The organism is Novosphingobium huizhouense, from assembly GCF_020179475.1.
Lineage (GTDB): Bacteria > Pseudomonadota > Alphaproteobacteria > Sphingomonadales > Sphingomonadaceae > Novosphingobium > Novosphingobium huizhouense.
Window position 1 is genome coordinate 1,221,061 of the sequence record NZ_JAILXZ010000001.1, and the last position, 22,728, is coordinate 1,243,788.

The 22,728-nt window shown below is 69.5% G+C and carries 24 protein-coding genes, 1 tRNA gene and 1 pseudogene; 19 read left to right on the forward strand and 7 right to left on the reverse strand.

The genetic code is table 11. The features are described from left to right. Positions 1-14 precede the first annotated feature (14 nt). The 5 genes from rpmI to pheT all read left to right on the forward strand — a co-directional run bounded on the left by rpmI (position 15) and on the right by pheT (position 5,199). A complete protein-coding gene (rpmI, locus tag K3A85_RS06035; RefSeq protein ID WP_124810521.1) occupies positions 15-218 on the forward strand; it encodes a 50S ribosomal protein L35 in 204 nt (67 codons plus the stop codon). A 13-nt stretch (positions 219-231) separates the two neighbouring features. Beyond that, a complete protein-coding gene (gene rplT / locus K3A85_RS06040; protein WP_225205578.1) occupies positions 232-591 on the forward strand; it encodes a 50S ribosomal protein L20 in 360 nt (119 codons plus the stop codon). 164 nt (positions 592-755) lie between these two features. Continuing rightward, entirely contained in the window at positions 756-1,652 is an 897-nt protein-coding gene (locus tag K3A85_RS06045) for a helix-turn-helix domain-containing protein (protein ID WP_225205579.1), read from the forward strand. Between the two features lie 59 nt (positions 1,653-1,711). After that, a complete protein-coding gene (gene pheS, locus K3A85_RS06050) occupies positions 1,712-2,800 on the forward strand; it encodes a phenylalanine--tRNA ligase subunit alpha (protein WP_225205580.1) in 1,089 nt (362 codons plus the stop codon). Continuing rightward, on the forward strand, positions 2,797-5,199 hold the full coding sequence (gene pheT, locus K3A85_RS06055) for a phenylalanine--tRNA ligase subunit beta (protein ID WP_225205581.1): 2,403 nt from the start codon (positions 2,797-2,799) through the stop codon (positions 5,197-5,199). Before pheS ends, pheT begins: the two co-directional genes overlap by 4 nt. A gap of 18 nt (positions 5,200-5,217) precedes the next feature. Here the strand turns inward: pheT and K3A85_RS06060 are convergent, their stop codons facing one another. Then, entirely contained in the window at positions 5,218-5,856 is a 639-nt protein-coding gene (locus tag K3A85_RS06060; RefSeq protein WP_225205582.1) for a hypothetical protein, read from the reverse strand. A 148-nt stretch (positions 5,857-6,004) separates the two neighbouring features. Between K3A85_RS06060 and K3A85_RS06065 the strand changes: the two genes are divergently transcribed. The 11 genes from K3A85_RS06065 to K3A85_RS06115 all read left to right on the forward strand — a co-directional run bounded on the left by K3A85_RS06065 (position 6,005) and on the right by K3A85_RS06115 (position 15,882). Continuing rightward, positions 6,005-6,892 carry an aldose 1-epimerase family protein gene (locus K3A85_RS06065; protein ID WP_225206018.1) on the forward strand — a complete coding sequence of 296 codons (888 nt, stop codon included), beginning with the start codon at positions 6,005-6,007 and terminating at the stop codon, positions 6,890-6,892. Next, positions 6,889-7,179, forward strand: a complete 291-nt coding sequence (locus K3A85_RS06070; RefSeq protein WP_225205583.1) for a hypothetical protein — start codon at positions 6,889-6,891, stop codon at positions 7,177-7,179. Before K3A85_RS06065 ends, K3A85_RS06070 begins: the two co-directional genes overlap by 4 nt. An 87-nt stretch (positions 7,180-7,266) precedes the next feature. After that, on the forward strand, positions 7,267-7,662 hold the full coding sequence (locus K3A85_RS06075) for a hypothetical protein (protein WP_225205584.1): 396 nt from the start codon (positions 7,267-7,269) through the stop codon (positions 7,660-7,662). A gap of 33 nt (positions 7,663-7,695) precedes the next feature. Next, positions 7,696-9,225, forward strand: a complete 1,530-nt coding sequence (locus tag K3A85_RS06080) for a peptide chain release factor 3 (RefSeq protein ID WP_225205585.1) — start codon at positions 7,696-7,698, stop codon at positions 9,223-9,225. A gap of 47 nt (positions 9,226-9,272) precedes the next feature. Beyond that, positions 9,273-10,145, forward strand: a complete 873-nt coding sequence (locus tag K3A85_RS06085) for an alpha/beta fold hydrolase (protein WP_225205586.1) — start codon at positions 9,273-9,275, stop codon at positions 10,143-10,145. Positions 10,146-10,194: 49 nt separating this feature from the next. Beyond that, positions 10,195-10,902 carry an endonuclease/exonuclease/phosphatase family protein gene (locus K3A85_RS06090; RefSeq protein WP_225205587.1) on the forward strand — a complete coding sequence of 236 codons (708 nt, stop codon included), beginning with the start codon at positions 10,195-10,197 and terminating at the stop codon, positions 10,900-10,902. 173 nt (positions 10,903-11,075) lie between these two features. Further along, complete coding sequence (locus tag K3A85_RS06095) at positions 11,076-11,414, forward strand: P-II family nitrogen regulator (RefSeq protein WP_225205588.1); 339 nt, start codon at positions 11,076-11,078, stop codon at positions 11,412-11,414. 23 nt (positions 11,415-11,437) lie between these two features. Beyond that, on the forward strand, positions 11,438-12,850 hold the full coding sequence (locus K3A85_RS06100) for an ammonium transporter (protein WP_225205589.1): 1,413 nt from the start codon (positions 11,438-11,440) through the stop codon (positions 12,848-12,850). A gap of 194 nt (positions 12,851-13,044) precedes the next feature. Continuing rightward, the gene (locus tag K3A85_RS06105) at positions 13,045-13,761 is read left to right on the forward strand and encodes a hypothetical protein (protein ID WP_225205590.1); all 717 of its coding nucleotides are present in this window, start codon (positions 13,045-13,047) and stop codon (positions 13,759-13,761) included. A gap of 49 nt (positions 13,762-13,810) precedes the next feature. Further along, positions 13,811-14,959 (forward strand): histidinol-phosphate transaminase, encoded by a 1,149-nt coding sequence (gene hisC, locus K3A85_RS06110; protein WP_225205591.1) that lies wholly within the window; start codon positions 13,811-13,813, stop codon positions 14,957-14,959. Then, a complete protein-coding gene (locus K3A85_RS06115) occupies positions 14,956-15,882 on the forward strand; it encodes a prephenate/arogenate dehydrogenase family protein (protein ID WP_225205592.1) in 927 nt (308 codons plus the stop codon). Before hisC ends, K3A85_RS06115 begins: the two co-directional genes overlap by 4 nt. 21 nt (positions 15,883-15,903) lie before the next feature. Here K3A85_RS06115 and K3A85_RS06120 read toward each other — a convergent pair whose 3' ends face one another. From K3A85_RS06120 to ftsE, 5 genes are read right to left on the reverse strand one after another with little or no spacing between them, the layout of a single operon-like run. Then, entirely contained in the window at positions 15,904-17,163 is a 1,260-nt protein-coding gene (locus K3A85_RS06120) for an NRAMP family divalent metal transporter (protein WP_225205593.1), read from the reverse strand. After that, positions 17,160-17,888 carry a lysophospholipid acyltransferase family protein gene (locus K3A85_RS06125; protein WP_225205594.1) on the reverse strand — a complete coding sequence of 243 codons (729 nt, stop codon included), beginning with the start codon at positions 17,886-17,888 and terminating at the stop codon, positions 17,160-17,162. The genes K3A85_RS06120 and K3A85_RS06125 overlap by 4 nt, the downstream gene beginning before the upstream one ends. 2 nt (positions 17,889-17,890) lie before the next feature. After that, on the reverse strand, positions 17,891-18,439 hold the full coding sequence (locus K3A85_RS06130; RefSeq protein WP_225205595.1) for a YdcF family protein: 549 nt from the start codon (positions 18,437-18,439) through the stop codon (positions 17,891-17,893). Positions 18,440-18,451: 12 nt separating this feature from the next. Continuing rightward, positions 18,452-19,375: a cell division protein FtsX gene (locus tag K3A85_RS06135; protein ID WP_225205596.1), complete on the reverse strand. Its 924-nt coding sequence runs from the start codon at positions 19,373-19,375 to the stop codon at positions 18,452-18,454. Then, positions 19,372-20,106 (reverse strand): cell division ATP-binding protein FtsE, encoded by a 735-nt coding sequence (gene ftsE / locus K3A85_RS06140; protein ID WP_225205597.1) that lies wholly within the window; start codon positions 20,104-20,106, stop codon positions 19,372-19,374. Before ftsE ends, K3A85_RS06135 begins: the two co-directional genes overlap by 4 nt. Positions 20,107-20,282: 176 nt before the next feature. Between ftsE and K3A85_RS18190 the strand changes: the two are divergent. The 3 genes and pseudogenes from K3A85_RS18190 to K3A85_RS06150 all read left to right on the forward strand — a co-directional run. Further along, positions 20,283-20,339 (forward strand): annotated as a pseudogene (locus K3A85_RS18190) (MJ0042-type zinc finger domain-containing protein); the annotation flags it as partial. A gap of 219 nt (positions 20,340-20,558) precedes the next feature. Beyond that, positions 20,559-21,155, forward strand: coding sequence for a thioredoxin (locus K3A85_RS06145; RefSeq protein WP_404822915.1), 597 nt, complete (start codon positions 20,559-20,561; stop codon positions 21,153-21,155). Positions 21,156-21,295: 140 nt separating this feature from the next. Beyond that, positions 21,296-21,382, forward strand: a tRNA-Leu gene (locus K3A85_RS06150). Positions 21,383-21,421: 39 nt separating this feature from the next. Here K3A85_RS06150 and K3A85_RS06155 read toward each other — a convergent pair. Continuing rightward, positions 21,422-22,666, reverse strand: a complete 1,245-nt coding sequence (locus tag K3A85_RS06155; RefSeq protein ID WP_404822912.1) for an MFS transporter — start codon at positions 22,664-22,666, stop codon at positions 21,422-21,424. Positions 22,667-22,728: the final 62 nt, after the last annotated feature.

Sequence of the window (22,728 nt, forward strand, 5' to 3'; positions counted from 1 at the left end):
TCGAGGAGACGAAAATGCCCAAGCTCAAGACCAAGAGCGGTGTGAAGAAGCGCTTCAAGATCACCGCGTCGGGCAAGGTGAAGCACGGCGTCGCCGGCAAGCGCCACCGCCTGATCAGCCACAACGCCAAGTACATCCGCCAGAACCGCGGCACCGAAGTGATCTCCGACGCCGATGCGAAGGTGATCAAGAAGTGGGCGCCCTACGGGCTGAACTGAGGAGCGCTGACTTATGAGCCGTATCAAGCGTGGTGTTACCACCCGTGCCAAGCACAAGCGGATTCTGGATCAGGCGAAGGGCTATCGCGGCCGTCGCAAGAACACCATCCGCGTCGCCCGCCAGGCCGTCGAGAAGGCCGGCCAGTACGCCTATCGCGACCGCAAGGTTAAGAAGCGCACGTTCCGCGCCCTGTGGATCCAGCGCATCAACGCCGCTGTCCGCGCCGAAGGCCTGACCTACTCGCAGTTCATCCACGGCGCCAAGCTCGCCGGGATCGAACTCGACCGCAAGGCGATGGCCGACCTCGCGATGAACGAAGGTGGCGTGTTCACCGCCGTCATCGCCCAGGCGAAGGCCGCGCTTCCGGCCTGATCGCCGGTAGCATGCCTGAAGAATTGGGGCGCCACCCGCCAGGGTCGGCGCCCTTTTTCATACGTTTGTGAATGTCCGATCCGGAGACTTGTCCGAATCGGTGTTTCTTTTGCGCGTCGAACAGGGTTATGCCGTAACGAAGGGCATAACAGGGGTTCGCTAGGGTGAGCGGGGACATCGCCGTCCGGGTTCGATTCCATCCGCCGCCGGCGGCGCTGCGGCGCTATTTCACCACCTTCTACCTGACCGAGATCGACGTCGCGGAAGGCACTTGCGCGTTCGACTGGCTCCATCCCGAATGGGCCAACCTGCGCATGTTCCAGGGCAGCCTGCCCGACAGCGACATCGGCGGGCGCGAGCCGCTGGGCGGAGTGCCGGCGACCTTCACCGGCCCGACCAGCACCACCGTGCGCTTCTCGGTCGGCACCACGCGGATCTGGGGCATCGGCTTACTGCCGCTGGGATGGGCGCGCTTCGTCGGCGCGCCGGCGCATCTTTATGCCGACCGCCTGATGGACCCGCGCGAGGAGCGCGTGTTCGCGCCGTTCCGCCCGCTGGTCGACACGCTGTTCGAGGCCGAGCCCGACGAGCGGGCCGAACTCGACCGGATCGGCGCCCATTTCCTTGCCCGACCGCCGGTCGACCTGCCCGACGAGGACCGGATCGTCGCCTGCCATGCCGCGCTGCTCGATCCCGAGCTGTCGAGCGTGGCCGATTTTGCGCAAGGCGCGCGGCTGCCGGCGCACACCCTCGAGCGCCTGTGCCGCCGCCACTTCGGCTTTCCGCCGCGGCTGCTGCTGCGGCGCCAGCGGTTCATGCGCAGCCTTGCGCAATACATGCTCGACCCGAGCCTCAAGTGGATCGGCGCGATCGACGGGCACTATCACGACCAGGCGCAGTTCGTGCGCGACTTCCACCGCTTCATGGGGATGAGCCCGAGCCAGTATGCCGCAGCGCCCCACCCGGTGCTCTCGGCGGTGATGCGCGCCCGGCAGGAAGCGGCGGGCGCGGCGGTGCAGGCGCTGCACCATCCGCTGCTGCGGCACCCGGCGGACAGATAGGGCGCCCTCCGGGAGCGGGGTTGGAATCGGCGCGGTTTGGCGCTAGCGCGCGAGCCACCATGGAACAGCTCGACGAGACCCTGGCCGCGATCGCGGCGGCCGAAACCCCCGAGGCGGTGGAAGCGATCCGCGTGGCCGCGCTCGGCAAGCAAGGCTGGGTCTCCGCCCTGCTCAAGACGCTGGGGGCGATGAGCCCGGAGGAGCGCCAGGCACAGGGGCCGAAGATCCACGCCGCGCGCGAAGGCGTGACCGCCGCACTGGCGGGTCGCAAGGCGGCGCTCGAAAGCGCGGCGCTCGAAGCGCGGCTGGTTGCCGAAACGGTCGACCTGTCGCTGCCCGCGCCGCAAGCGCCGCGGGGTTCGATCCACCCGGTCAGCCAGGTGATGGAGGAACTTGCCGAGATTTTCGCCGACCTGGGCTTTGCCGTGGCGAGCGGGCCGGAGATCGAGGACGACTGGCACAACTTCACCGCGCTCAACATGCCCGAGACGCATCCGGCGCGCGCGATGCACGATACGTTCTATTTCCCCGACCGGGACGCGCAGGGCCGCGCGATGCTGCTGCGCACGCACACCAGTCCGGTGCAGATCCGCGCGATGCTGAGCCAGGGGGCGCCCTTGCGCGTGATCGCCCCGGGCCGCGTCTATCGCAGCGACAGCGATGCGACGCATACGCCGATGTTCCACCAGATCGAAGGGCTGGTGATCGACAAGGGCATCCACCTCGGCCACCTCAAGTGGACGCTGGAGACCTTCCTCAAGGCCTTCTTCGAGCGTGACGACATCGTGCTGCGGCTGCGGCCGAGCTACTTCCCGTTCACCGAGCCTTCGGTCGAGGTCGACGTCGGCTACACCATCGTGAACGGCAAGCGCGTGGTCGGCGGCGGCGGCGACGTCGAAAACGGCGGCTGGATGGAAGTGCTGGGCAGCGGCATGGTCAACCGCAAGGTGATCGAATTCGGCGGGCTCGATCCCGACGAATGGCAGGGCTTCGCCTTCGGCACCGGGGTCGACCGGCTCGCCATGCTGAAATACGGCATGGACGACCTGCGCGCCTTCTTCGACGGCGATGCGCGCTGGTTGGCGCACTATGGTTTCGGGGCGCTGGACGTGCCCACTCTGTCCGGTGGCGTGGGAGTCAAGCCGTGAAGTTCGCTCTGTCGTGGCTCAAGACCTTCCTCGACACGGAAGCAGACGCCGATACCATCGCCAAGAAGCTGACCGCGCTGGGGCTCGAGATCGAGGGCGTCGAGGACGCCTCGGCCGCGCTCGCCAAGTTCAAGGTGGCGCGCGTGCTGACGGCCGAAAAGCACCCGCAGGCGGACAAGCTGCAGGTGCTGACCGTCGATACCGGGGAAGGCGCGCCGCTGCAGGTGGTTTGCGGTGCGCCTAACGCCCGCGCGGGCCTGGTCGGCGTGCTGGGCGTGCCGGGCGCGGTGGTGCCGGCCAACGGCATGACGTTGAAGGTCGCCGCGGTGCGCGGGGTCGAATCCAACGGCATGATGTGCTCGACCCGCGAACTGGGGCTGGGCGAGGAACACGACGGCATCATCGAGCTGCCTGCCGATGCGCCGGTGGGCACGAGCTTTGCCGACTACCTCGGCAGCGATCCGGTGTTCGACGTGGCGATAACGCCCAACCGCCCCGACTGCATGGGCGTTTACGGCATTGCCCGCGATCTGGCGGCGGCAGGCCTCGGCACGCTGAAGCCGATCGCGACAGGCGGCGTGGCCGGCAGCTATCCCTGCCCGGTGGAGGTCCGCACCGACGATCCCCAGGGCTGCCCTGCCTTCTATGGCCGCGTGATCCGTGGCGTGAAGAACGGTCCATCCCCGAAGTGGCTGCAGGATGCGCTGAAGGGCGCGGGCCAGCGGCCGATCTCGGCGCTGGTCGATGCGACCAACTACATCATGCTGGGCTATGGCCGCCCGGCCCATGCCTATGACCTGGCCAAGCTGACCGGCGCGGTCGTCGCGCGGCGTGCGGTCGATGGCGAAGGCGTGACCGCGCTCAACGGCAAGCACTATGTGCTCGATGCCGGCATGACCGTGATCGCCGACGAGGCCGGGGTGCACGACATCGCCGGGATCATGGGCGGGGAGCATTCGGGCTGCTCGGACGAGACGACCGACGTGCTGCTCGAAGTGGCCTACTTCAATCCGCAGCGCATCGCCCGCACCGGACAGGCGCTGGCGCTGTCCTCGGACGCGCGCACCCGCTTCGAGCGCGGGGTAGACCCGGCGTTCCTCGACACCGGGCTCGACCTGCTGACGAAGCTCATCCTCGAAATCTGCGGCGGCGAAGCCAGCGACGTCGTGCGCGCAGGGACGCCGCCTTCGGGGCACAAGACGGTGGCCTACGATCCGGCGCTGGCCGGCCGGCTCGGAGGCATCGACGTGGCGCGCGGCGAACAGCAGCGCATTCTCGAGGCGCTGGGGTTCGGCGTGGTCGGTTCCGGCGACCGGTGGACGGTCTCGGTGCCGAGCTGGCGCCCGGACGTCGATGGCGCGGCCGACCTCGTCGAGGAAGTGATCCGGGTTCACGGGCTCGATGCGGTGCCGTCGGTGGCGCTGCCGCGTGCCGATGGCGTGGCGAGGCCGACGGCGACGGCGGTGCAGCTGCTCGAGCGGCGCGTGCGCCGGGCGGCGGCGGCGCGGGGCCTGAATGAAGCGGTGACCTGGTCGTTCCTGCCCGAGAGCGAGGCGGCACACTTTGCTGACGACAACGGCGGCGTATGGACGCTCGCCAATCCGATTTCCGAGGACCTCAAGGCGATGCGGCCGTCGCTGCTGCCGGGCCTGCTCGGCGCGGCCAAGCGCAACCTCGACCGCGGGGCGGCGTCGGTGCGGCTGTTCGAGCTGGGCCGCCGCTACCTGCGTGGCGAGGGCGGCGCGAGCGACGAGAAGCTGAGCCTTGCGGTGGTGCTGGCGGGCGAAAGCGCGGCGCGCGGCTGGGCGACCGGCAAGGCCCGAGGCTTCGACGCGTTCGATGCCAAGGCCGAGGCGCTGGCCCTGCTCGGCGAAGCGGGCGCGCCGGTCGAAAACCTGCAGGTCATGGGCGAGGCGGGGCCACAGTTCCATCCCGGCCAGTCGGCCACACTGCGGCTCGGCCCCAAGCAGGTGCTGGCGCGCTTCGGCATGATCCACCCGGCGACCGCCAAGGCCTTCGACATCGACGGGCCGGTGGCGCTGGTCGAACTGTTCCTCGACCGCATCCCGCCGAAGAAGGCGCAAAGCGGCTTTGCCCGCGCGGCCTATGCGCCGCCCGCGTTGCAGGCGGTGACCCGCGACTTTGCCTTCCTTCTGCCGCTGGGCGTGCCCGCGGGCGACCTGCTGCGCAGCGTCAAGGGCGCGGACAAGGCGAACATCGTGTCGGCCCGCGTGTTCGACGATTTCCGGGGGGCTGGCGTGCCCGAGGGCCACAAGAGCGTGGCCATCGAGGTTACGCTCCAGCCGGTCGAGAAAAGCTACGACGAAGCCGCGCTGAAGGCGATTGCCGACCGGATCGTCGCGGCGGCGGCCAAGCAGGGAGCCACGTTGCGCGGGTGAGCGCTTGCGGCGAAGGGGTCAGTACTCCTCGCCGTAGGCTTTCTGCTGCTCGTCCATCGGGCGGCCGTAGGTCGGATCCGGCGCGCCTGCCTTTTCGCGGTAGCGCGCGCTGACGTCCTCGGCCTGCTCGGCCGCGCGCTTGCGCATGCGCTGCGCCTCCGATGCCTGGTCCATCGCTTCGCGCCGCATTTCGGGCACGATGTCGAACGCCGCCTTCATCAGCGCGGGATTGATCGCATCGTAGTTGAACATGCGGTCGGCCATCGACGAGGCGACCTGTTCGTCGGCGACGGCGCGGTAGACATCGGTGATCGAGGTCTTTTCGGCGAGCCCCTTGGCGATGCGGTCGTGATAGAGACCCATCGGTGCGATGACTTCGGTGGTGATCCGGCTGCCGTCGGATTCGGGCGCGATATTGGCGGCAAGGCGCAGAAGTTCGTTGTCCTCGTCGTCGGTCACCGCCCAGACGACCTTGTCGTTCGAAGCCGAGACCAGCTTGGTTTCGGCCGCATTGCCGCCGAACATGACCAGCGGCAGCTCGTGCTTGACCAGCCGCTTGTGCGCCTCGTTCGGGGTGACCGGATAGTGCATGCCCTTGCCGCAGGCGGCGAGCGCGAGCGCGGCGAGCACGACGAGCGGAAGGCGGCGCGCGATCATCGCAGTTGCTCCGGCCGCTGTTGCAATGCAACACGCACGGGCGCGGGCAGTATCGAGCAGGCGTGCATCGGTTGATTCCCCGGTCAAGAACAACTGGGATTGTACGAGTCGACCGCCAATTATTCGTTAAGGAAACGCCATGATCGCGATGGAAGACGACGAATTGGTGCGAATCGAAAGCGCCGCTCTGCAAGTCGCCATTCATCCGCTTGGCGCGGAACTGTGGTCGTTACGTGACCATGAAGGTTACGAATACATGACAGATGCCGATCCGGCATTCTGGACGGGCCATGCGCCGCTGCTGTTCCCGGTGGTCGGCGCGCTTGCCGGAGACCGGCTGCGGCTCGATGGGCGGGACTACACCTTGCCCAAGCACGGCTTTGCCCGCCGCAGCCATTTCGCGCCGGTCGAGACGGGCCCGGCGCACGCGCGCTTCCGGCTGACCGATTCACCCGAGACGCGCGCGTCCTACCCGTTCGGCTTCGTGCTCGAGATGGCCTATTCGGTCGAGGACCTGACGCTGGTGATGGAAGCGAGCGTGTTCAATCCGAACGGCCGGGCGCTGCCGTTCAGCTTCGGCTTCCACCCCGCGTTTGCCTGGCCGCTGCCGGGCGGGGCGGACAAGGCCGCGCACAAGCTGGTGTTCGAGCGCGACGAGCCGCAGGACGTGCGGCGGATCAGCAAGGGCGCGGGGCTGCTCTTGCCCGAGGGCGAGGCGACGCCGGTCGTGGGCCGCGAACTGGCGCTGCGGTCTGAACTGTTCGAAGCCGACGCGGTGATCTGGACCGGGCTTGCCAGCCGCAAGGTTTCGTATGGCGCGGACGGCGGCGCGTGGCTCGACGTGGCTTTTCCTGACATGCACATGTTCGGGCTGTGGCAGGTGCCGGGGGCGCATTACATCTGTCTCGAGCCTTGGGCCGGGGTGGCCGATCCTGTCGGTTTTACCGGCGACTTCCGCGACAAGCCGGGCGTGGTCTTGCTGCCGCCGGGCGAGACGGCGCGGTTCCAATTGGCGGTGGCGGTACGGCGAGCGTGAAGCGGATGGCGGTGATGATCGCGCTGGTCGGCGCGCTGGTGCTGTTCGCACTGACCGTTGGCGAACGCGAGCGCAAGGCCGAGATGCGCAACGTGCTGTTCGCGAACGCCGCGCTGGCGCCGCGCGCTTTGCGCGCCTGCCTTGCACCGGGCCTTGCAGCGAAGGATCTGCAGGTGGTCGTCGCGCCGCACGGCAAGGGCGCGCGGCTCGAACTGTCGAGCCGCGGGGGCCGCCCGCTCGACAAGGTCGAAGCCGAAGCGCTGCGCCGCTGCCTCGCCGCGGGGTGAAGCCTGCCCATTGGGACAGGGTCCTCGCCGCCGCCGCGCCGAGCGCCTAGCTTGATCGCGAGGCAGGAGCCGGGGGATGCGATGGAAATGAGCAGCAATGTCTTCGTCGCACCCGGCGTGCTGCGGATCGCCTATGCCGCGAACATCGCGATCCTCGTGCCGGTGTGCCTCGGCATGCTGTCGCGCAATGCCGCCGCCTCCGTGTTCCAGGGCGCGGTGGACGAGAGCGAGGGCTTGCGGCTGCTGGTGTTCAGCCTGTGGGCGGCGATCCTTGTCTCCTCGGCGGCGGGGCTGCTGGCGCCCGCCTTCTTCGCGCCGCTGCTGCTGGTGCAGGTGGTCTACAAGGCGCTGTGGCTCGCCCTGTTCGTCTGGCCGGCCTGGCGCGCGGGGCAGGCGGTGCCCTGGGGCGTCGCGAGCGTGTTCGCCGGCATCGTCGCGACATGGCCGGTTTTGCTGGCGCTCGCGATGCGTGGCCTTAGGTGACAGCGGGGCGGCGCTCGGCTAGGGGCGCTCCCCATGTCCAATCGCCGCACCTTCGCCATCATTTCGCACCCTGACGCGGGCAAGACCACGCTGACCGAAAAGCTGCTGCTACAGGGCGGCGCGATCCATCTGGCGGGCGAGGTGAAGGCGCGCGGGGCGGCGCGGCGGGCGCGCTCGGACTGGATGAAGATCGAGCAGCAGCGCGGCATCTCCGTTACCAGCTCGGTAATGACCTTCCAGAAGGACGGCGTCGTCTTCAACCTGCTCGACACGCCGGGCCACGAGGACTTTTCCGAAGACACCTACCGCACGCTGACCGCGGTCGATTCCGCGATCATGGTGATCGACGCGGCCAAGGGCATCGAGCCGCAGACGCGCAAGCTGTTCGAGGTCTGCCGGATGCGGTCGGTGCCGATCATCACCTTCGTCAACAAGGTCGACCGTGAGGGGCGCAGCGTGTTCGAGACGCTGGATGAAGTGGCCGATGCGCTGGCGCTCGACGTCGTGCCGATGTCCTGGCCGATCGGCATGGGCGGCATCTTCGAAGGCGTGCTCGACTTCGCCAGCGACACGATCGCGCGGCCCGAGGGGGACAGCCGCGAGTTCCTGGGGCGCCGCGACGCCAAGGGCGAAGGCGCGCCGATCCCCGACGAGGTGGCCGAGGAGATCGAGCTGGCGCAGGCGGGCTACCCCGAATTCGACCTCGAAGCCTATCGCCACGGCGACATGACCCCGGTCTACTTCGGCTCGGCGCTCAAGAACTTCGGCGTGGCCGAGCTGATCGACGCGATCGCCCGCTTCGCCCCGCCGCCGCGCCCGCAAAGCTCGGAGCAGGGCACGGTCCTGCCCGAGCGCAGCGACGTGACCGGCTTCATCTTCAAGGTGCAGGCCAACATGGACCCGCAGCACCGCGACCGCATCGCGTTCATGCGCATGGTCTCGGGCACGTTCAAGCGGGGCATGAAGCTGACGCCGTCGGGCCTCGGCAAGCCGATCGCGGTGCATTCGCCGATCCTGTTCTTCGCGCAGGACCGCGAGATCGCCGACACCGCCGAGGCGGGCGACATCATCGGCATTCCCAACCACGGCACGCTGCGGGTGGGCGATACGCTCAGCGAAAAGAACGACGTGCGCTTTACGGGGTTGCCCAACTTCGCGCCCGAAATCCTCCGCCGCGTGGCCTTGAAGGACCCGACCAAGACCAAGCAGCTGCGCAAGGCGCTCGACGACTTGTCCGAAGAGGGCGTGATCCAGGTGTTCTACCCCGAGATCGGCAGCCAGTGGATCGTCGGCGTGGTCGGCCAGCTTCAGCTCGACGTGCTGATCAGCCGGCTCGAGGCCGAATACAAGGTCGAGGCGGTGCTCGAGGCTTCGCCGTTCGATACCGCCCGCTGGCTCAAGGGCAGCGATGCGGCGCTCAAGGCCTTTGCCGACTTCAACCTGTCGAACCTTGCCAAGGACCGCGACGGCGATCCGGTGTTCATGGCGCGCTCGGCCTGGGACGTCGGCTACCAGCAGGAGCGAAATCCCGAGCTTACCTTTTCCGCGACCAAGGAAAGGTAGTCCTGCGGGGGTTGCGCCGCCCGGTCGCGCGTTGCAGGTAGCGCTGCATGAATCTGCTTGGTCCGACTTCGAACACCTTCATCTCGCAACGCCTGCGGCTGCACTACGTCGACTGGGGCAACACCGACAAGCCGCCGCTGCTGCTGGTGCACGGCGGGCGCGACCATTGCCGGAGCTGGGACTGGACCGCCGAGGCGCTGCGCGAGGACTGGCACGTGATCGCCATGGACCACCGCGGCCACGGCGACAGCGAATGGACCTCGGACGGCAACTACCGGACGATGGACCTGGTCTACGACGTCGCCCAGCTGATCCACCAGCTCGACCTCGCGCCGGTGACGATCGTTTCGCATTCGTGGGGCGGCAACACGTCCTTGCGCTATGCCGGGCTGTTCCCCGAGAACGTGCGCAAGATCGTCGCGATCGAGGGCATCCACCCGACGCCCGAGCGCGAGGCGCTGATGAAGAACGTGCCCTTCGCGCGCCGGGTCCGCGAGTTCATCGGCGAGAAGCGCAAGGCCGCCGGGCGCCTGCCGCGCCGCTATCCGAGCCTCGAGGACGCCTACGCGCGCATGAAGAGCGAGAACCCGTACCTGACCGACGCGCAGGCGCGGCATCTGACGATCCACGGGATCAACCGCAACGAGGACGGAACGTTCAGCTGGAAGTTCGACCCGCACCTGAATGTCGATGCCGCGCCCTACGACATCAGCCTCGACCAGCTGCACGGGCTGTGGAATTCGATCACGTGCCCGACGCTGCTGCTCAACGGCGCGGATTCGACCGCGGGCAATCCCGAGCGCGACGGGCGCATCCAGTATTTCCGCAACGCCACGGTGGTCGAATTCGAGAACGCCGGCCACTGGCTGCACCACGACCAGTTCGACCGCTTCGTGAAGACGCTCAAGGACTTCCTCTGACGCCGCGGGCGCCGCGGAACCGGTGCACGGGCGCGCGGATTGTCCCCCGGTGCGCCTGACCTTCGCCAGCTACAACATCCACAAGGGCGTCGGCCTCGACCGGCGCCGCGACCCCGATCGCATCCTGTCGGTGTTGCGCGAGATCGACGCCGACGTGATCGCGCTGCAGGAAGCCGACCGCCGCTTCGGCGCGCGCGAAGCGGTGATCCCGCGCGCCAGCCTCGATGATCATAGCCCGTGGATGCCGGTGGCGCCGGGGATGCGCCCGGGGAGCCTGGGCTGGCACGGCAACGTGCTGCTGGTGCGGCGCGGGATCGAAGTGCGCGACGTTTGCGCGGTCGCGCTGCCGACGCTCGAGCCGCGTGGCGCGGTCTGCGCCGAACTGGCGGTCGAAGGCCGCATCTTCCGCGTGGTCGGCATGCACCTCGACCTGTCGGGCCTGCGCCGCCGCCAGCAGGTGCGCGCGGTCTGCGACCACCTTGCGGCGCGCGCTGCGCCAGCGCCGGCGGTGCTGATGGGCGATCTCAACGAATGGGCGCTGCGCGGCGGCGCGCTTGCGGCGTTCGCGCCGAACCTTAGCGTGCTCGCGCCCGGCCGCAGCTTCCCCGCGCGGCGCCCGCTCGCCCAGCTCGACCGCATCGTCGTCAGCCGCGAGTGGCAGGTGGAGGCGGCGGCCGTCCACCACAGCCCGCAGGCGGCGATCGCCTCGGACCACCTGCCGGTCTTCGCGCGGCTGTCGCTCCAAATGGTTGCCTAAAAATTAGGCACGTTCGCTGCGATGCACAAGAATCGGGCGCAATCTAACCCGTTTCGGACGCGTTCGTTCCGGCCTGCGTAGGTTTTCTAGGCATTTTACCGTTTGGCACGCCCATTGCTTTACCTTTCCTGCCGGCGGGTCGCCCGGCGGGAAGGCCGTGAAAGGGGGCATGAATGAAATTCATCATCGCCATCATCAAGCCGTTCAAGCTCGACGAGGTGCGTGAAGCGCTGTCCGGGCTGGGCGTTGCCGGGATGACGGTGTCGGAAGTGAAGGGTTTTGGCCGTCAGAAAGGCCAGACCGAGATCTACCGCGGCGCCGAATATTCGACCAACATGCTGCCCAAGGTGAAGATCGAGATCGCCGCCAGCGATGCGCTGGCGCCGCAGATCATCGAGACGATCCAGCAGATCGCGAGCACCGAAGCGATCGGCGACGGCAAGATCTTCGTGCTCGACCTCGCCTCCGCCACGCGCATCCGCACCGGCGAGACCGGCGACACGGCTCTCTGACTTCCGACATGAGGGGTAACCATATGATCCGCAAGATGATCAGTGGCGTAGCGGGGCTGGGGCTGACGCTCGGCGCCGCGTCCGCCGCGTTTGCACAGGCCGGGCCGATCAAGGCGCCGACCGCCGAACAGATGGCCACGATGGTCAACAAGGGCGACACCACCTGGATGTTGCTGTCCTCGACGCTCGTCCTGCTGATGAGCATTCCCGCGCTGGCGCTGTTCTACGGCGGCCTGGTGCGCACCAAGAACATGCTTTCGGTGCTGATGCAGGTCTTCATGATCGTGTCGGTCGCCGCGCTGGTGTGGTGCTGCTGGGGCTATTCGATGGCCTTCACCGGCGGTTCGCCCTACTTCGGCGGGTTCTCGAAGGCGTTCCTGATGGGCGTGTCGGCCTCGACCTACGCCGCGACGTTCTCGAACAACGTCTACATCCCCGAATACGCCTACGTCATCTTCCAGATGACCTTCGCGTGCATCACGCCGGCGCTGATCGTGGGCGCCTTTGCCGAGCGCGTGAAGTTCACCCCGCTGATGATCTTCACCGTGCTGTGGCTGACGCTGGTCTATTTCCCGATGGCGCACATGGTGTGGTACTTCGCCGGCCCCGACTTCCTGTCGGACAACACTGCCGATGCCGGCCTGCTCTATGGCTGGGGCGCGCTGGACTTCGCCGGCGGCACCGTCGTGCACATCAACGCCGGCATCGCCGGCCTGGTCGGCTGCCTGATCATCGGCCCCCGCATCGGCCACGGCAAGGAAGCCACGCCGCCGCACTCGCTGACCATGACCATGATCGGCGCCTCGCTGCTGTGGGTGGGCTGGTTCGGCTTCAACGCCGGTTCCAACCTTGAAGCCAACGGCCTGGCCGCGCTCGCCTTCATCAACACCTTCGTCGCCACCGCCGCCGCGGCCGTCTCCTGGTCGATCGTCGAGCAGATCAAGCACGGGAAGCCGTCGATGCTCGGCGCTGCCTCGGGCGCCGTCGCCGGCCTCGTCGCGATCACCCCGGCTTCGGGCTTCGCCGCGCCGATGACCTCGATCGTGCTCGGCCTCGTGGTTTCGCCGATCTGCTTCGTGTTCGTCTCGACCGTGAAGAACGCGCTCAAGTACGACGACACGCTCGACGTGTTCGGCGTTCACTGCATCGGCGGCATCGTCGGCGCGATCGGCACCGCGATCGTCGCGGATCCGTCGCTCGGCGGCCAAGGCTGGGTCGACTACACCGTGTTCCCGGCCAAGGCCGGCGCCTACGACATGGCCGCGCAGCTGGTCACCCAGATCAAGGCGGTCGTCCTGACGCTGGTGCTCTCGGGCGGCGTCTCCGCGATCCTCTTCTTCGTCCTCGACAAGACCATCGGTCTGCGTCCGACCGAGGAAGCCGAGCGCGAGGGCCTCGACATCACCGAGCATGGCGAGCGCGCCTACAACTACTGAGTTCTGAAGAGCTTGGCGGGGCCGGGGGTCAGATCCTCTCCCTCTCGTCCACCGGACCCGCCAGACGATGTTCCTCCTGCGAACAGACTAAGGCCGGAAGCGCTAGCCCGCTTCCGGCCCTTTTTCGTGCGACTCCGCACGAAAGCGCCCTTCCGGACCTTTCGCGGGGGCGGCAAAACCGGCACTGTGGCGCGGTGCGAATCGAACGGACCTTTCCGCGCGCGGCGGTCCTCGCGGGTCTTGCCGCAAGTCTCGTGCTTGCCCCCGCCAGCGCGGGCGCGCGCAAGGCTGCCGAGACGCCGGTGGTGGTGGCGGAGGAGCTGCCGGTCGAACTGACCGGGAGCTACAAGCTCGACGCCGGCCCCGACGTCAGCGGCTCGCTCAGCATCACGCGCGACCATCGCTTTGCCTATCGCATGGTGGCCGGCGCGCTCTCCGAGGAAGCGGCGGGAACCTGGGAGTTCATCGGCGCGCGCACCTGCCTCACCACCGTTCCCGCCCCCCAGCCGCCGGCCTGGCGGGCGATGCCGGTGGCGAGCGGGCCAACGGTGCGCGTCGTCCTGCCCGACGGGACCGGTCTCGCCGGGATCGGGGTGCGCGTGGGCCTCGGCATCCCCGTGGGCGAGAGCGCGGGCGCGGGCGTGCTCGCGGGCGGCTACACGCTCGACGACGGCTGGGTGCTGCCTGCCGAGGAAAAGCGCGCGCCGCGCTGGGTCGAGCTGTTCGACCCGGTCCACGACCTCGCCAGCCCGCGCTTCCCGTTCGACGGCTCGCGGCGGCTGCTGATCACGCTGGTGCCCAACGATATGGGCAAGGCGAAGTTCGACAAGACCTGCCTCGACCTCGACGGCGGCGCGCTGGTGCTGCGCCGTCCCGAAGGCGAGATGAAATTCTATCGCTTCGATCGCTGATTGCGCCTGTTCCCTTGATCGCGCAGGGCCGCTAAGGCGCGCAGCCGAGATGGCAGATCAGCAAGACCCCACCGCCGGCCTCCCCGGCGCCGCCCCCGTTGCGCAAGCCCCGCGTCCCAAGGACTGGATCCTGGGCATCCACGCCTATGTCCCCGGCAAGTCGGCGGGCAAGGACGGGCGGCCGCTGGTCAAGCTCTCGGCCAACGAGAACCCGCTCGGCACCAGCGCGCAGGCGCTGGCCGCCCGCGCCGCACCGCTGGCGCCTTCGCTCTATCCGGATCCCGACAGCAAGGACCTGCGCGCCGCGCTGGGGCGGCTGCACGGCATTGCGCCCGAACGCATCGTCATGGGCACCGGCTCGGACGAATTGCTGAACCTTGCGGCGCAGGCCTTTGCCGGCGTGGGCGACGAAGTGCTCTACGTGCGCTACGGCTTTGCCGTCTACGACATTGCCGCGCGGCGCTGCGGCGCGACTCCGGTTGTCGCGCCCGACCGCGACTACGGCACCGACGTCGACGCGCTGCTGGCCTGCCTGACCGAGCGCACGCGGGTGGTGTTCCTCGCCAACCCCAACAATCCCACCGGCAGCTATATCGGCCGCAGCGAGGTGGCGCGGCTCCACGCCGGCCTGCGCCCCGACATCCTGCTGGTGCTCGACCAGGCTTATGCCGAGTACGTCGCGCCCGAGGACGGCGACGGCGCGCTCGAGCTTGCCGCGGCGCACGCCAACGTGCTGGTCACGCGCACCTTCTCGAAGATCTACGGCCTCGCCGGCGAGCGCATCGGCTGGGCGACCGGCGCGCCGGCGCTGGTCGACATGCTCAACCGCATCCGCGGGCCGTTCAACGTGACCTCGAGCGGCCAGGCGGCCGGGCTGGCGGCGGTCGCCGACCAGGCCTTCGTCGAGGCGAGCAGGGTCCACAATGCGAGCGAGCGCGCGCGCTTCGTGGCCGCGCTCGAGGCGATGGGCAACCACGGCCTGCGCCCGCTGCCGAGCGAGGCGAACTTCGTGCTGATCGAGTTTTCGGGCAAGCTGACCGCCGAGGCCGCCTACGAAGGGCTGATGGAGCACGGTTACATCACCCGCTGGCTGCCGGGGCAAGGCCTGCCCCAGTGCCTGCGCGTGACGATCGGCACGTCCGAACAGATGGACGCGATCCTCGCCGCGCTGCGCGCCCTGGCCGAGGCGGCGCAGTGAGCGCGGCACCCTTCCGCCATGTCGCGGTGATCGGACTGGGGCTGCTCGGCGGCTCGGTGCTGCGCGCCGTGCAGCAGTTCCTGCCGGGCACGGCGACCACCGGCTACGACGCCGACGCCGGCGTGCGAGCGCGGGCGCGGGAGATCGCGCTGGCGGGAACGGTGGCCGAGACCGCTGCCGATGCGGTAGCGGGTGCCGACCTCGTCGTGCTCTGCGTGCCGGTCGGCGCGATGGCCGATGCGGCGCGCGCGATGGCGGCGGGCCTCTCGCCCGATGCGCTCGTCACCGACGTCGGCTCGAGCAAGGCGCGCGTGATGGCGCAGCTCGACCAAGCGCTGCCGGGCCGCGCGGTGATCCCTTCGCACCCGGTCGCCGGCACCGAGCAGAGCGGGCCGGACGCGGGCTTTGCCGCCTTGTTCCGCAACCGCTGGTGCATCGTCACCCCGCCCGAGGACGCCGACCCGGCGCGGCTCGCCGCACTCACCGCATTCTGGGAAGCGCTCGGCGCGCGGGTCGAGCTGATGGACGCCGAACACCACGATCGCGTGCTCGCGGTCACCAGCCACCTGCCGCACCTGATCGCCTACACCATCGTCGGCACCGCCTCCGACCTCGAGGAAGTGACGCAGAGCGAGGTGATCAAGTTTTCGGCCGGCGGCTTCCGCGACTTCACCCGGATTGCCGCGTCCGATCCGACGATGTGGCGCGACGTGTTCCTGTCGAACCGCGATGCGGTGCTCGAGATGCTCCAGCGCTTTACCGAGGACCTGACCGAGCTGCAGAAGGCGATCCGCAAACGCGACGGCGATGCGCTGTTCGACCATTTCGCCCGCACCCGCGCGATCCGCCGCGGCATCATCGAGATGGGCCAGGACGACGCGCGCCCCGACTTCGGCCGCAGCGACCACAACGGCGCCGCCTGACGAGAGCGGCGCGGGCGCGGCTCAGCTGAGCAGGAAGATCAGCGCGACCGCGCTCATCACCGCGGTCGAGACCCAGCCGCCGAAGGCCAGCCGGCGCGAGATGACCAGCCGGCCCATCACCCGCGGATTGCGCGCGATCAGCATCGTCACCACCATCAGCGGCGGAGCGAGCAGCCCGTTGACCACGGCCGCCCAGTAGAGCCCGGTCATCGGATCGATCCCGAGCAGGTTGAGCGCGACGCCGCCGCCGGTGGCAAGGGCGATGACCGCATAGAACGCGCGCGCTTCCCGCGGCTTGCGATCAAGCCCTTCGACCCAGCCGAAGGTTTCCGAAACCGCATAGGCGGCCGAACCGGCGAGGACGGGCACGGCGAGCAGGCCGGTGCCGACGATGCCGAGCGCGAACAGCCCAAAGGCCATGTCGCCGGCGATCGGCCGCAGCGCCGAGGCGGCCTGTGCCGCGCTGTCGATCCGGGTGATGCCGTGGGCGTGCAGCGTCGCGGCGGTGGCGACCATGATGAACAGCGCGGTGAGGTGCGAGAAGCCCATGCCGACGAGCGTGTCGACGCGGATCCGCTCGAGTTCCGGGCCGGCCCGGCGCGGGCTGACCATCAGCGGCTTGACGTGGCGGCGGTGCTGCTCCTCGACTTCCTGGCCCGCCTGCCAGAAGAACAGGTACGGGCTGATCGTGGTCCCGAACACCGCCACCAGCGCCATCGCCTCGGCCTTGCCGAAGGTGAGGCTGGGCACCAGCAGCCCGCGGGCGGCTTCGGCGAGCGGCACGTCGGCCACGAAGGCCACCGCGACATAGGAAAACAGCGAGAGCGTCGCCCACTTGAGGATCGCGGCGTAGCGCGCGTAGCTGAGGGCGATCTCGAGCACCACCGACAGCGCGCCGAACGCGGCGACGTAGAGCAGCGCCGGGCCTGGCAGCAGCAGCGCCAGCGCCTCGGCCATCGCGCCGAGGTCGGCGCCGATGTTGATGATGTTGGCGACCAGCAGGAGAACGACCACGCCGCGCAGCAGCCAGCGCGGGTAATGCGCGGCGAGATTGCGCGCGATGCCCTTGCCGGTGGTCGCCCCGATCCGGGCGCAGATCGCCTGGATCGATGCCAGCAGCGGAAAGCCGAAGACGAGCGTCCAGCCAAGGCCGTAGCCGAACTGCGCACCGACCTGGCTGTAGGTGCCGACGCCCGAGGGATCGTCGTCCGCGGCGCCGGTGACCAGGCCCGGGCCGAGCACGGCGTACCACGGGCGGCGCGCAGGGCGGGAAGCGCTCACAGCGGCGGCGCGTCGTTGAGCGCGTTGATCGCGGCGTGGACCCGCGCCTCGATCTCCTCGCGCGGGAGGCCCGGCGGGATTTCCTCGCCGAAGCGGTAGCGGGCGGTGCCCGCGCGCTTCCAGCGGCGGTGGTAGAGCGGGCCGGTATCGACCGCGACCGGCACCACCGGCAGGCCGAGCAGCTTGTAGATCCCGGCAAAGCCCGATTGCAGCGGCGGCTGCGTGCCGTGCGGCACGCGCGTGCCTTCGGGGAAGATCACCAGCGGGCGCCCGTCGGCAGTAAGCCGGCGCGCCTCGGAAATCATCGTGCGCAAGGCGCGCGCGCCCGCATCGCGCTCGACCGCGATCAGGCCATAGCGCGCCCCCGTGCGCCCCCACAGCGGGATCCGCATCAGCTCGGCCTTGGCGAAGATCACCGGCAGGTCGAACTGGCGCGGCAGGTCGATCGCCTCGAAGAACGATTCGTGCTTGATCGCGTAGAGCACGTTTCCACGCGGGCCGGTGTCGCTGGCGTCGAGCCGGATGCCGACGAGCAGCCGCGCGCAGGCGCGATGGAAGGCCGCCCAGCCGCGCACCACGCGCCGGAAGCCGGTGCGCGAGAAGGGAACGACCACTCCGCAGGCGAACACGAACAGCGCGGTGCCGGGATAGAACACCGCGTAGAACGCGAGGCTGCGCAACACTTCCACGGCGCGCACGCGCTCCTCCCAAGCAACACCCGCCATCGCTACCAGCCCGCCGCCCAGGCGACCACGCGGGCGATCAGCTTGTTGTATTCGACGAACAGCACCTTGAAGCTCGGCCGCGAACGCACCGCATCCTCGACGATCACCAGATCCTTAGGGCCGGCGAGGCGCAAGTCGAGCGCGGCGCGGCGCATGTGCCAGTCGGTGGTGACAAGGCGCACCGAGCCGATCTTGCGCGCGGCGATCCAGCGCACCGTTTCCTGGGCATTCGAGCGGGTGTCGACGCTTTCGTAGCCGAGCGTCACACAGCAGGCGAAGAGCCGCGGCGGCACCTTGTATTGCGCGGCGAACTCGCGCGGGCGGACTTCGCTGTCGACTCCCGAGATCAGCACCTTGTCGGCCAGCTTGCGGCGCAGGACCTCGAAGGCGCGCGGAATGCGCCCGCCGCCGCCGGTCAGCGCGACCACGCCGTCGGTGCGGACGTCGCCCGCCGGCTGCGGCAAGGCCAGCGCAAACCACAGGAAACCCAGCGCCCAGACCAGCAGCGCGCTCGCGAAAAGGCGGCGGAAGAGACCGGGTGGCTTGCGCATCGTCGGCCTGCCCTACAGCATCTCGCGCAAGGCGGCGAGCACCGTCAGCCGCGCGGTGACCACTGCCAGCGCAACGCCTGCGAGCGGGATCGCGGCAAGCGCCAGCCAGTCGCTCCAGCCGAGCATGGCCCCGCTGGCGAGGCCCGAGCCGAGCGGCGCGAAGGCGCGGCCGAGCGCGAGCAGCGCGGCCCCGCCGAACAGCAGCCCGGCGATCCCGCCGACCGCCGCATCCACCGCCATGCCGCGCTGGAACACGCGCGCGATCTGGCGGTCGGTGCCGCCGAGCATGTGGACGATCTCGATCGTTTCGCGATGGCTGCCCAGCGCATTGCGCGAGGCGAGCAGAACCGAAGCGACCGTGGCGAAGGCGAGCAGCGCGATCAGGCCGGCGGCGAGCAACTGCAGCGCGCCGATCGCGCCGAACACCGGTGCGAGCCAGGCGGACTGGGCATCGACGCGCGCGGCCGGAGCCACCGCGGCGATGCGCGCGCGCAGCGCGGCGAGGCGCGCCGGGGAGGCGGGCGCGGCCAGGCGCAGGTCGATCAGCGCCGGGATCGGCAGCGCTTCGAGGTCGTCGCCCGGTCGCGTCCCGAGCCAGGGCTCGAGCAGGGTCTCGAGATCGCCCTGCGAGACGCGCGACACCGAGGCGACGCCCGGCGCCCGGCGCAGCGCGGCGATCGCCGCCTCGGCCTGGCGGTTGCGCTCGGCAGGCGCGGCAGAGACGATTTGCACGGTGACCCCGCCTTCGAGATCGGCGCTGGCGGCGCGCGCCGCATTGCGCAAGGCCAGACCGCTGCCGGCGGCGACGACGGTCAGCGCGATCATGATCGCGATCACCCAAGGCATCGGACCGGACAGCGAGCCTTCGGGAAGCAGCCGGGTGTCGCTGCGGCGGCGCCCGTCGGGCAGGGAGAAGGAGAGGCGCAGGCCGATCATGCCAGCCCCGTCTCGACGGTAGCGCGGCGCGGCGGATAGCGCAGCGCGCCGGTCGGGTCGGCGAGCTTGCCCTTGTCGAGCCGCATCAGCAGGCTGCCCTCGACCTTGCCGATCAGGTGCAGGTCGTGGGTGGCGACGACGACGGTGGTCCCGAGCCGGTTGAGGCTTTCGAACAGGCGCATCAGCTTCATCGCCATTTCGGGATCGACGTTGCCGGTCGGCTCGTCGGCGACGAGCATGTCGGGCCGCGCGATCACCGCGCGGGCGATCGCGACGCGCTGCTGCTCGCCGCCCGAAAGCGTGGCGGGCCGCGCGTGCTGGCGATCGCCGAGGCCGACCCAGTCGAGCATGTCGGCGACGGGGCGCAGGATCTCCCTCTCGCTGACCCCGGCGACGCGCAAGGGCAGGGCGACGTTGTCGAAGGCGGAGAGATGGGGGACAAGGCGGAAGTCCTGGAACACTACGCCGATGCGGCGGCGGAAGCCGGGCAGCCGCTCGCGCGGGAGGGTGATCGCATCGGTGCCGAACATGCGGATCAACCCGCGCGAGGGGCGCTGGGCCAGGTAGAGCAGGCGCAGCAGGCTGGTCTTGCCCGCGCCGCTCGCCCCGGTGAGGAAGTAGAAGCACCCCGGATAGAGCGTGAACGAGATGTCGCTCAGCACCTCGCGCTCGGCGCCGTAACGCAGCCCGACGTTGTCGAACTGGACGATCTCGGCATCGGGCTTGATCATCACGTCTGCGGCGGGTCCCACTGGCGAGGCGGCGACGGAGCTTGCGGCGGCTCGCGGTCCTGCTGTCGTTTCCGCCGCTATAGGCGTCAATCCATGTGGAAAAAAGGTTGGGGACGCATTTTGCCGGGGCCTCGGCTATTGTTTCGGCTCCAGCGGCCATGCTTAGATCGAACGCGATGATCATCGCCTGCCCCGCATGCTCGACGCGCTATGTCGTTCCTGACAGTGCGATCGGTGCGGACGGCCGCACCGTCCGCTGCGCCAAATGCCGCCACAGCTGGTTCCAGCACGGCCCGGAGCTGCCGCTCCAGGCAAGCGAGGCTGGTCCGTCGCCCGCATCTGCGCCGCCGCCACCAGCGCCGCCGCCGCCTGCGCCGCCTCCGCCGGCTGCTGCGCCGCCCGTCCGGCCGGCCCCGCAGCCGGCTGCGCCTCGGCCGGCTCCGGCGCAGCCCGTGCCGCCGCGCCCGGCGGCTTCTCCGGCAGCGGCGGTTGCCGAGGAAACGTTCCCGACCACGCCGAGCGTGCCGCGCCGCTACGGTTTTGCCGACGAAGCCGAGACGGCGGGCGAGGCCGATGCCGAGGTCGCATCGACCTTCGCGCCCGAACCCCCTTTCCGCCCGCGGCGCAACCTCGCGCGGTGGTGGACCGCCGCGGCGATCGCCTTCGCGCTGCTCGTCGCCGCGCTGATCGGCGCGGTCGCCTGGTTCGGCCTGCCCGACTGGTTGCCCGTGGCGCGCCCGACGTTCGGTCCCAGCCAGGCCGACCTGGAGCTGTCGTTTCCCGCCGAGCGCCAGGACCGGCGCACGCTGCCCAACGGCACCGAATATTTCGGCGCGAGCGGTACCGTGACCAACGTCGGCAAGGAGGTCCGCGACCTGCCGCCGATCCTGATCGTGCTGCGCGATGCCAAGGACCGCATCGTCTATACCTGGGACGTCAATCCACCCAGGCCGAGCCTGAAGCCCGGCGAAAGCGTGACGATCAACGAGGCGGTCACCGACGTGCCGAGAAGCGCCAAGGTCGCCGAGATCGGCTGGAAGCCCGACTGACGCCGCTTGCGACGGCCGGCGCGAAAAAATCGTGCCGGGGCTGTTGCGTGCCCCAAAGTCCTTTGCTAGGGGCGCGCTCCTACCCCGACGGGAAGCCGCTTTTCACGAGTTCGCTCGAAGCCTGGCACCCCGGACGATTTGCGGTCGTGGCGGAATTGGTAGACGCGCAACGTTGAGGTCGTTGTGGGCGAAAGCCCGTGGAAGTTCGAGTCTTCTCGACCGCACCAGACAGTCAGAACGGAACGGTGATCCTCGCCTTCGGGCGGTCACCGCACGGCGTGCGCTTCGGGCATCTTCAGCAGGACCGGCACCGTCGCCAGCGCGACCACGGCGATCATCGCCCCGGGCAGCGGCGCCCAGCCGGTGGCCGCCAGCAGCGCCTGTGCGATCCACGGAGCGAGCCCGCCGAAGATCGCGGTCGCAGTCGTCGCTCCGAAGGCGAGGCCGCTCAGACGACCTTCGCCGGGGAACTGCTCGGCGGTCGCCACCGCGCCGACCGCGCTGACCCCGCCGGCGAGCGCGGCGAGGATCACCGCGCCCACGGTCGCGACTGCGCCCGACGCGCCAGCCATCAGCGAAAACAGGCTGATCGGCAGCACCACGCTGGCCAGCGCGAAGCCGACGAGCACCGGCTTGCGTCCGATGCGGTCGGACAGCGCGCCCAGCGGCGGAGTGACAACGATGACCGCGAGCGCGGCGACCGTCGCGAGTTGGAGGGTCTGCGCTTCGCTCATCGCACCGACGGAGGCGAGGTAGACCGGAACGTAGGTGATCCCGACGTAGTAGGTGATCGAGCCCAGTGCGGAAATGGCAAAGCCCCGCACGATCCCGGCGCGATGGTGGCGCAGGGCATGGCGCAGCGGGTTTGCAGGGACCGTGCCCGAAGCGCGCTGCCGGTCGAAATCGGGTGATTCCTCGATCCGCACGCGCGCGACGAGAACCCCGGCGGCGAGCACGGCGCCGAACAGGAACGGTATGCGCCAGCCCCAGGTGACGAGATCGGCATCGCTCATCAGGCTGACGGTAAGCGCCGAGACGCCGGCGGCGAGCAGCGCGCCGATCTCGCTCGCGGCGGCGGCGAGCGAGGTGACGAGCCCGCGCCGCTCGGCCGGTGCGCCCTCCATCAGATAGGCGACGACGCCGGTATATTCGCCGCCGACCGAGAACCCCATGACGCAGCGGATCGACAGCAGCAGCGCGCCCGCCAGCTCGCCGACCTCGCCTCGGCCGGGCAGCAGCGCGGTGGCGAGCATGGCGAGGCTCATCATCAGCATCGAGGCGAGCATCGTCAGGCGGCGGCCGAAGCGGTCGCCGACGTGTCCGAACACGATCGCGCCGATCGGGCGCATCAGATAGGCGACCGCGAAGCCGCCGAGCGTGACCAGCACGCCGGACTGTCCCGCGCCGAAGAACACGCGCGAGAGCACCGCGGCGAGATAGAGGTACAAGGTGAAGTCGTACCATTCGACGATGGTCGAGAACGCGGCGATCGCCTGCGAGGCGCGCGACATCGGCGCGGGCGCCGGCTGGGTCGACCGCGATGGCGGCGGGGTCGGCGTGGTTGCTGGCTTGA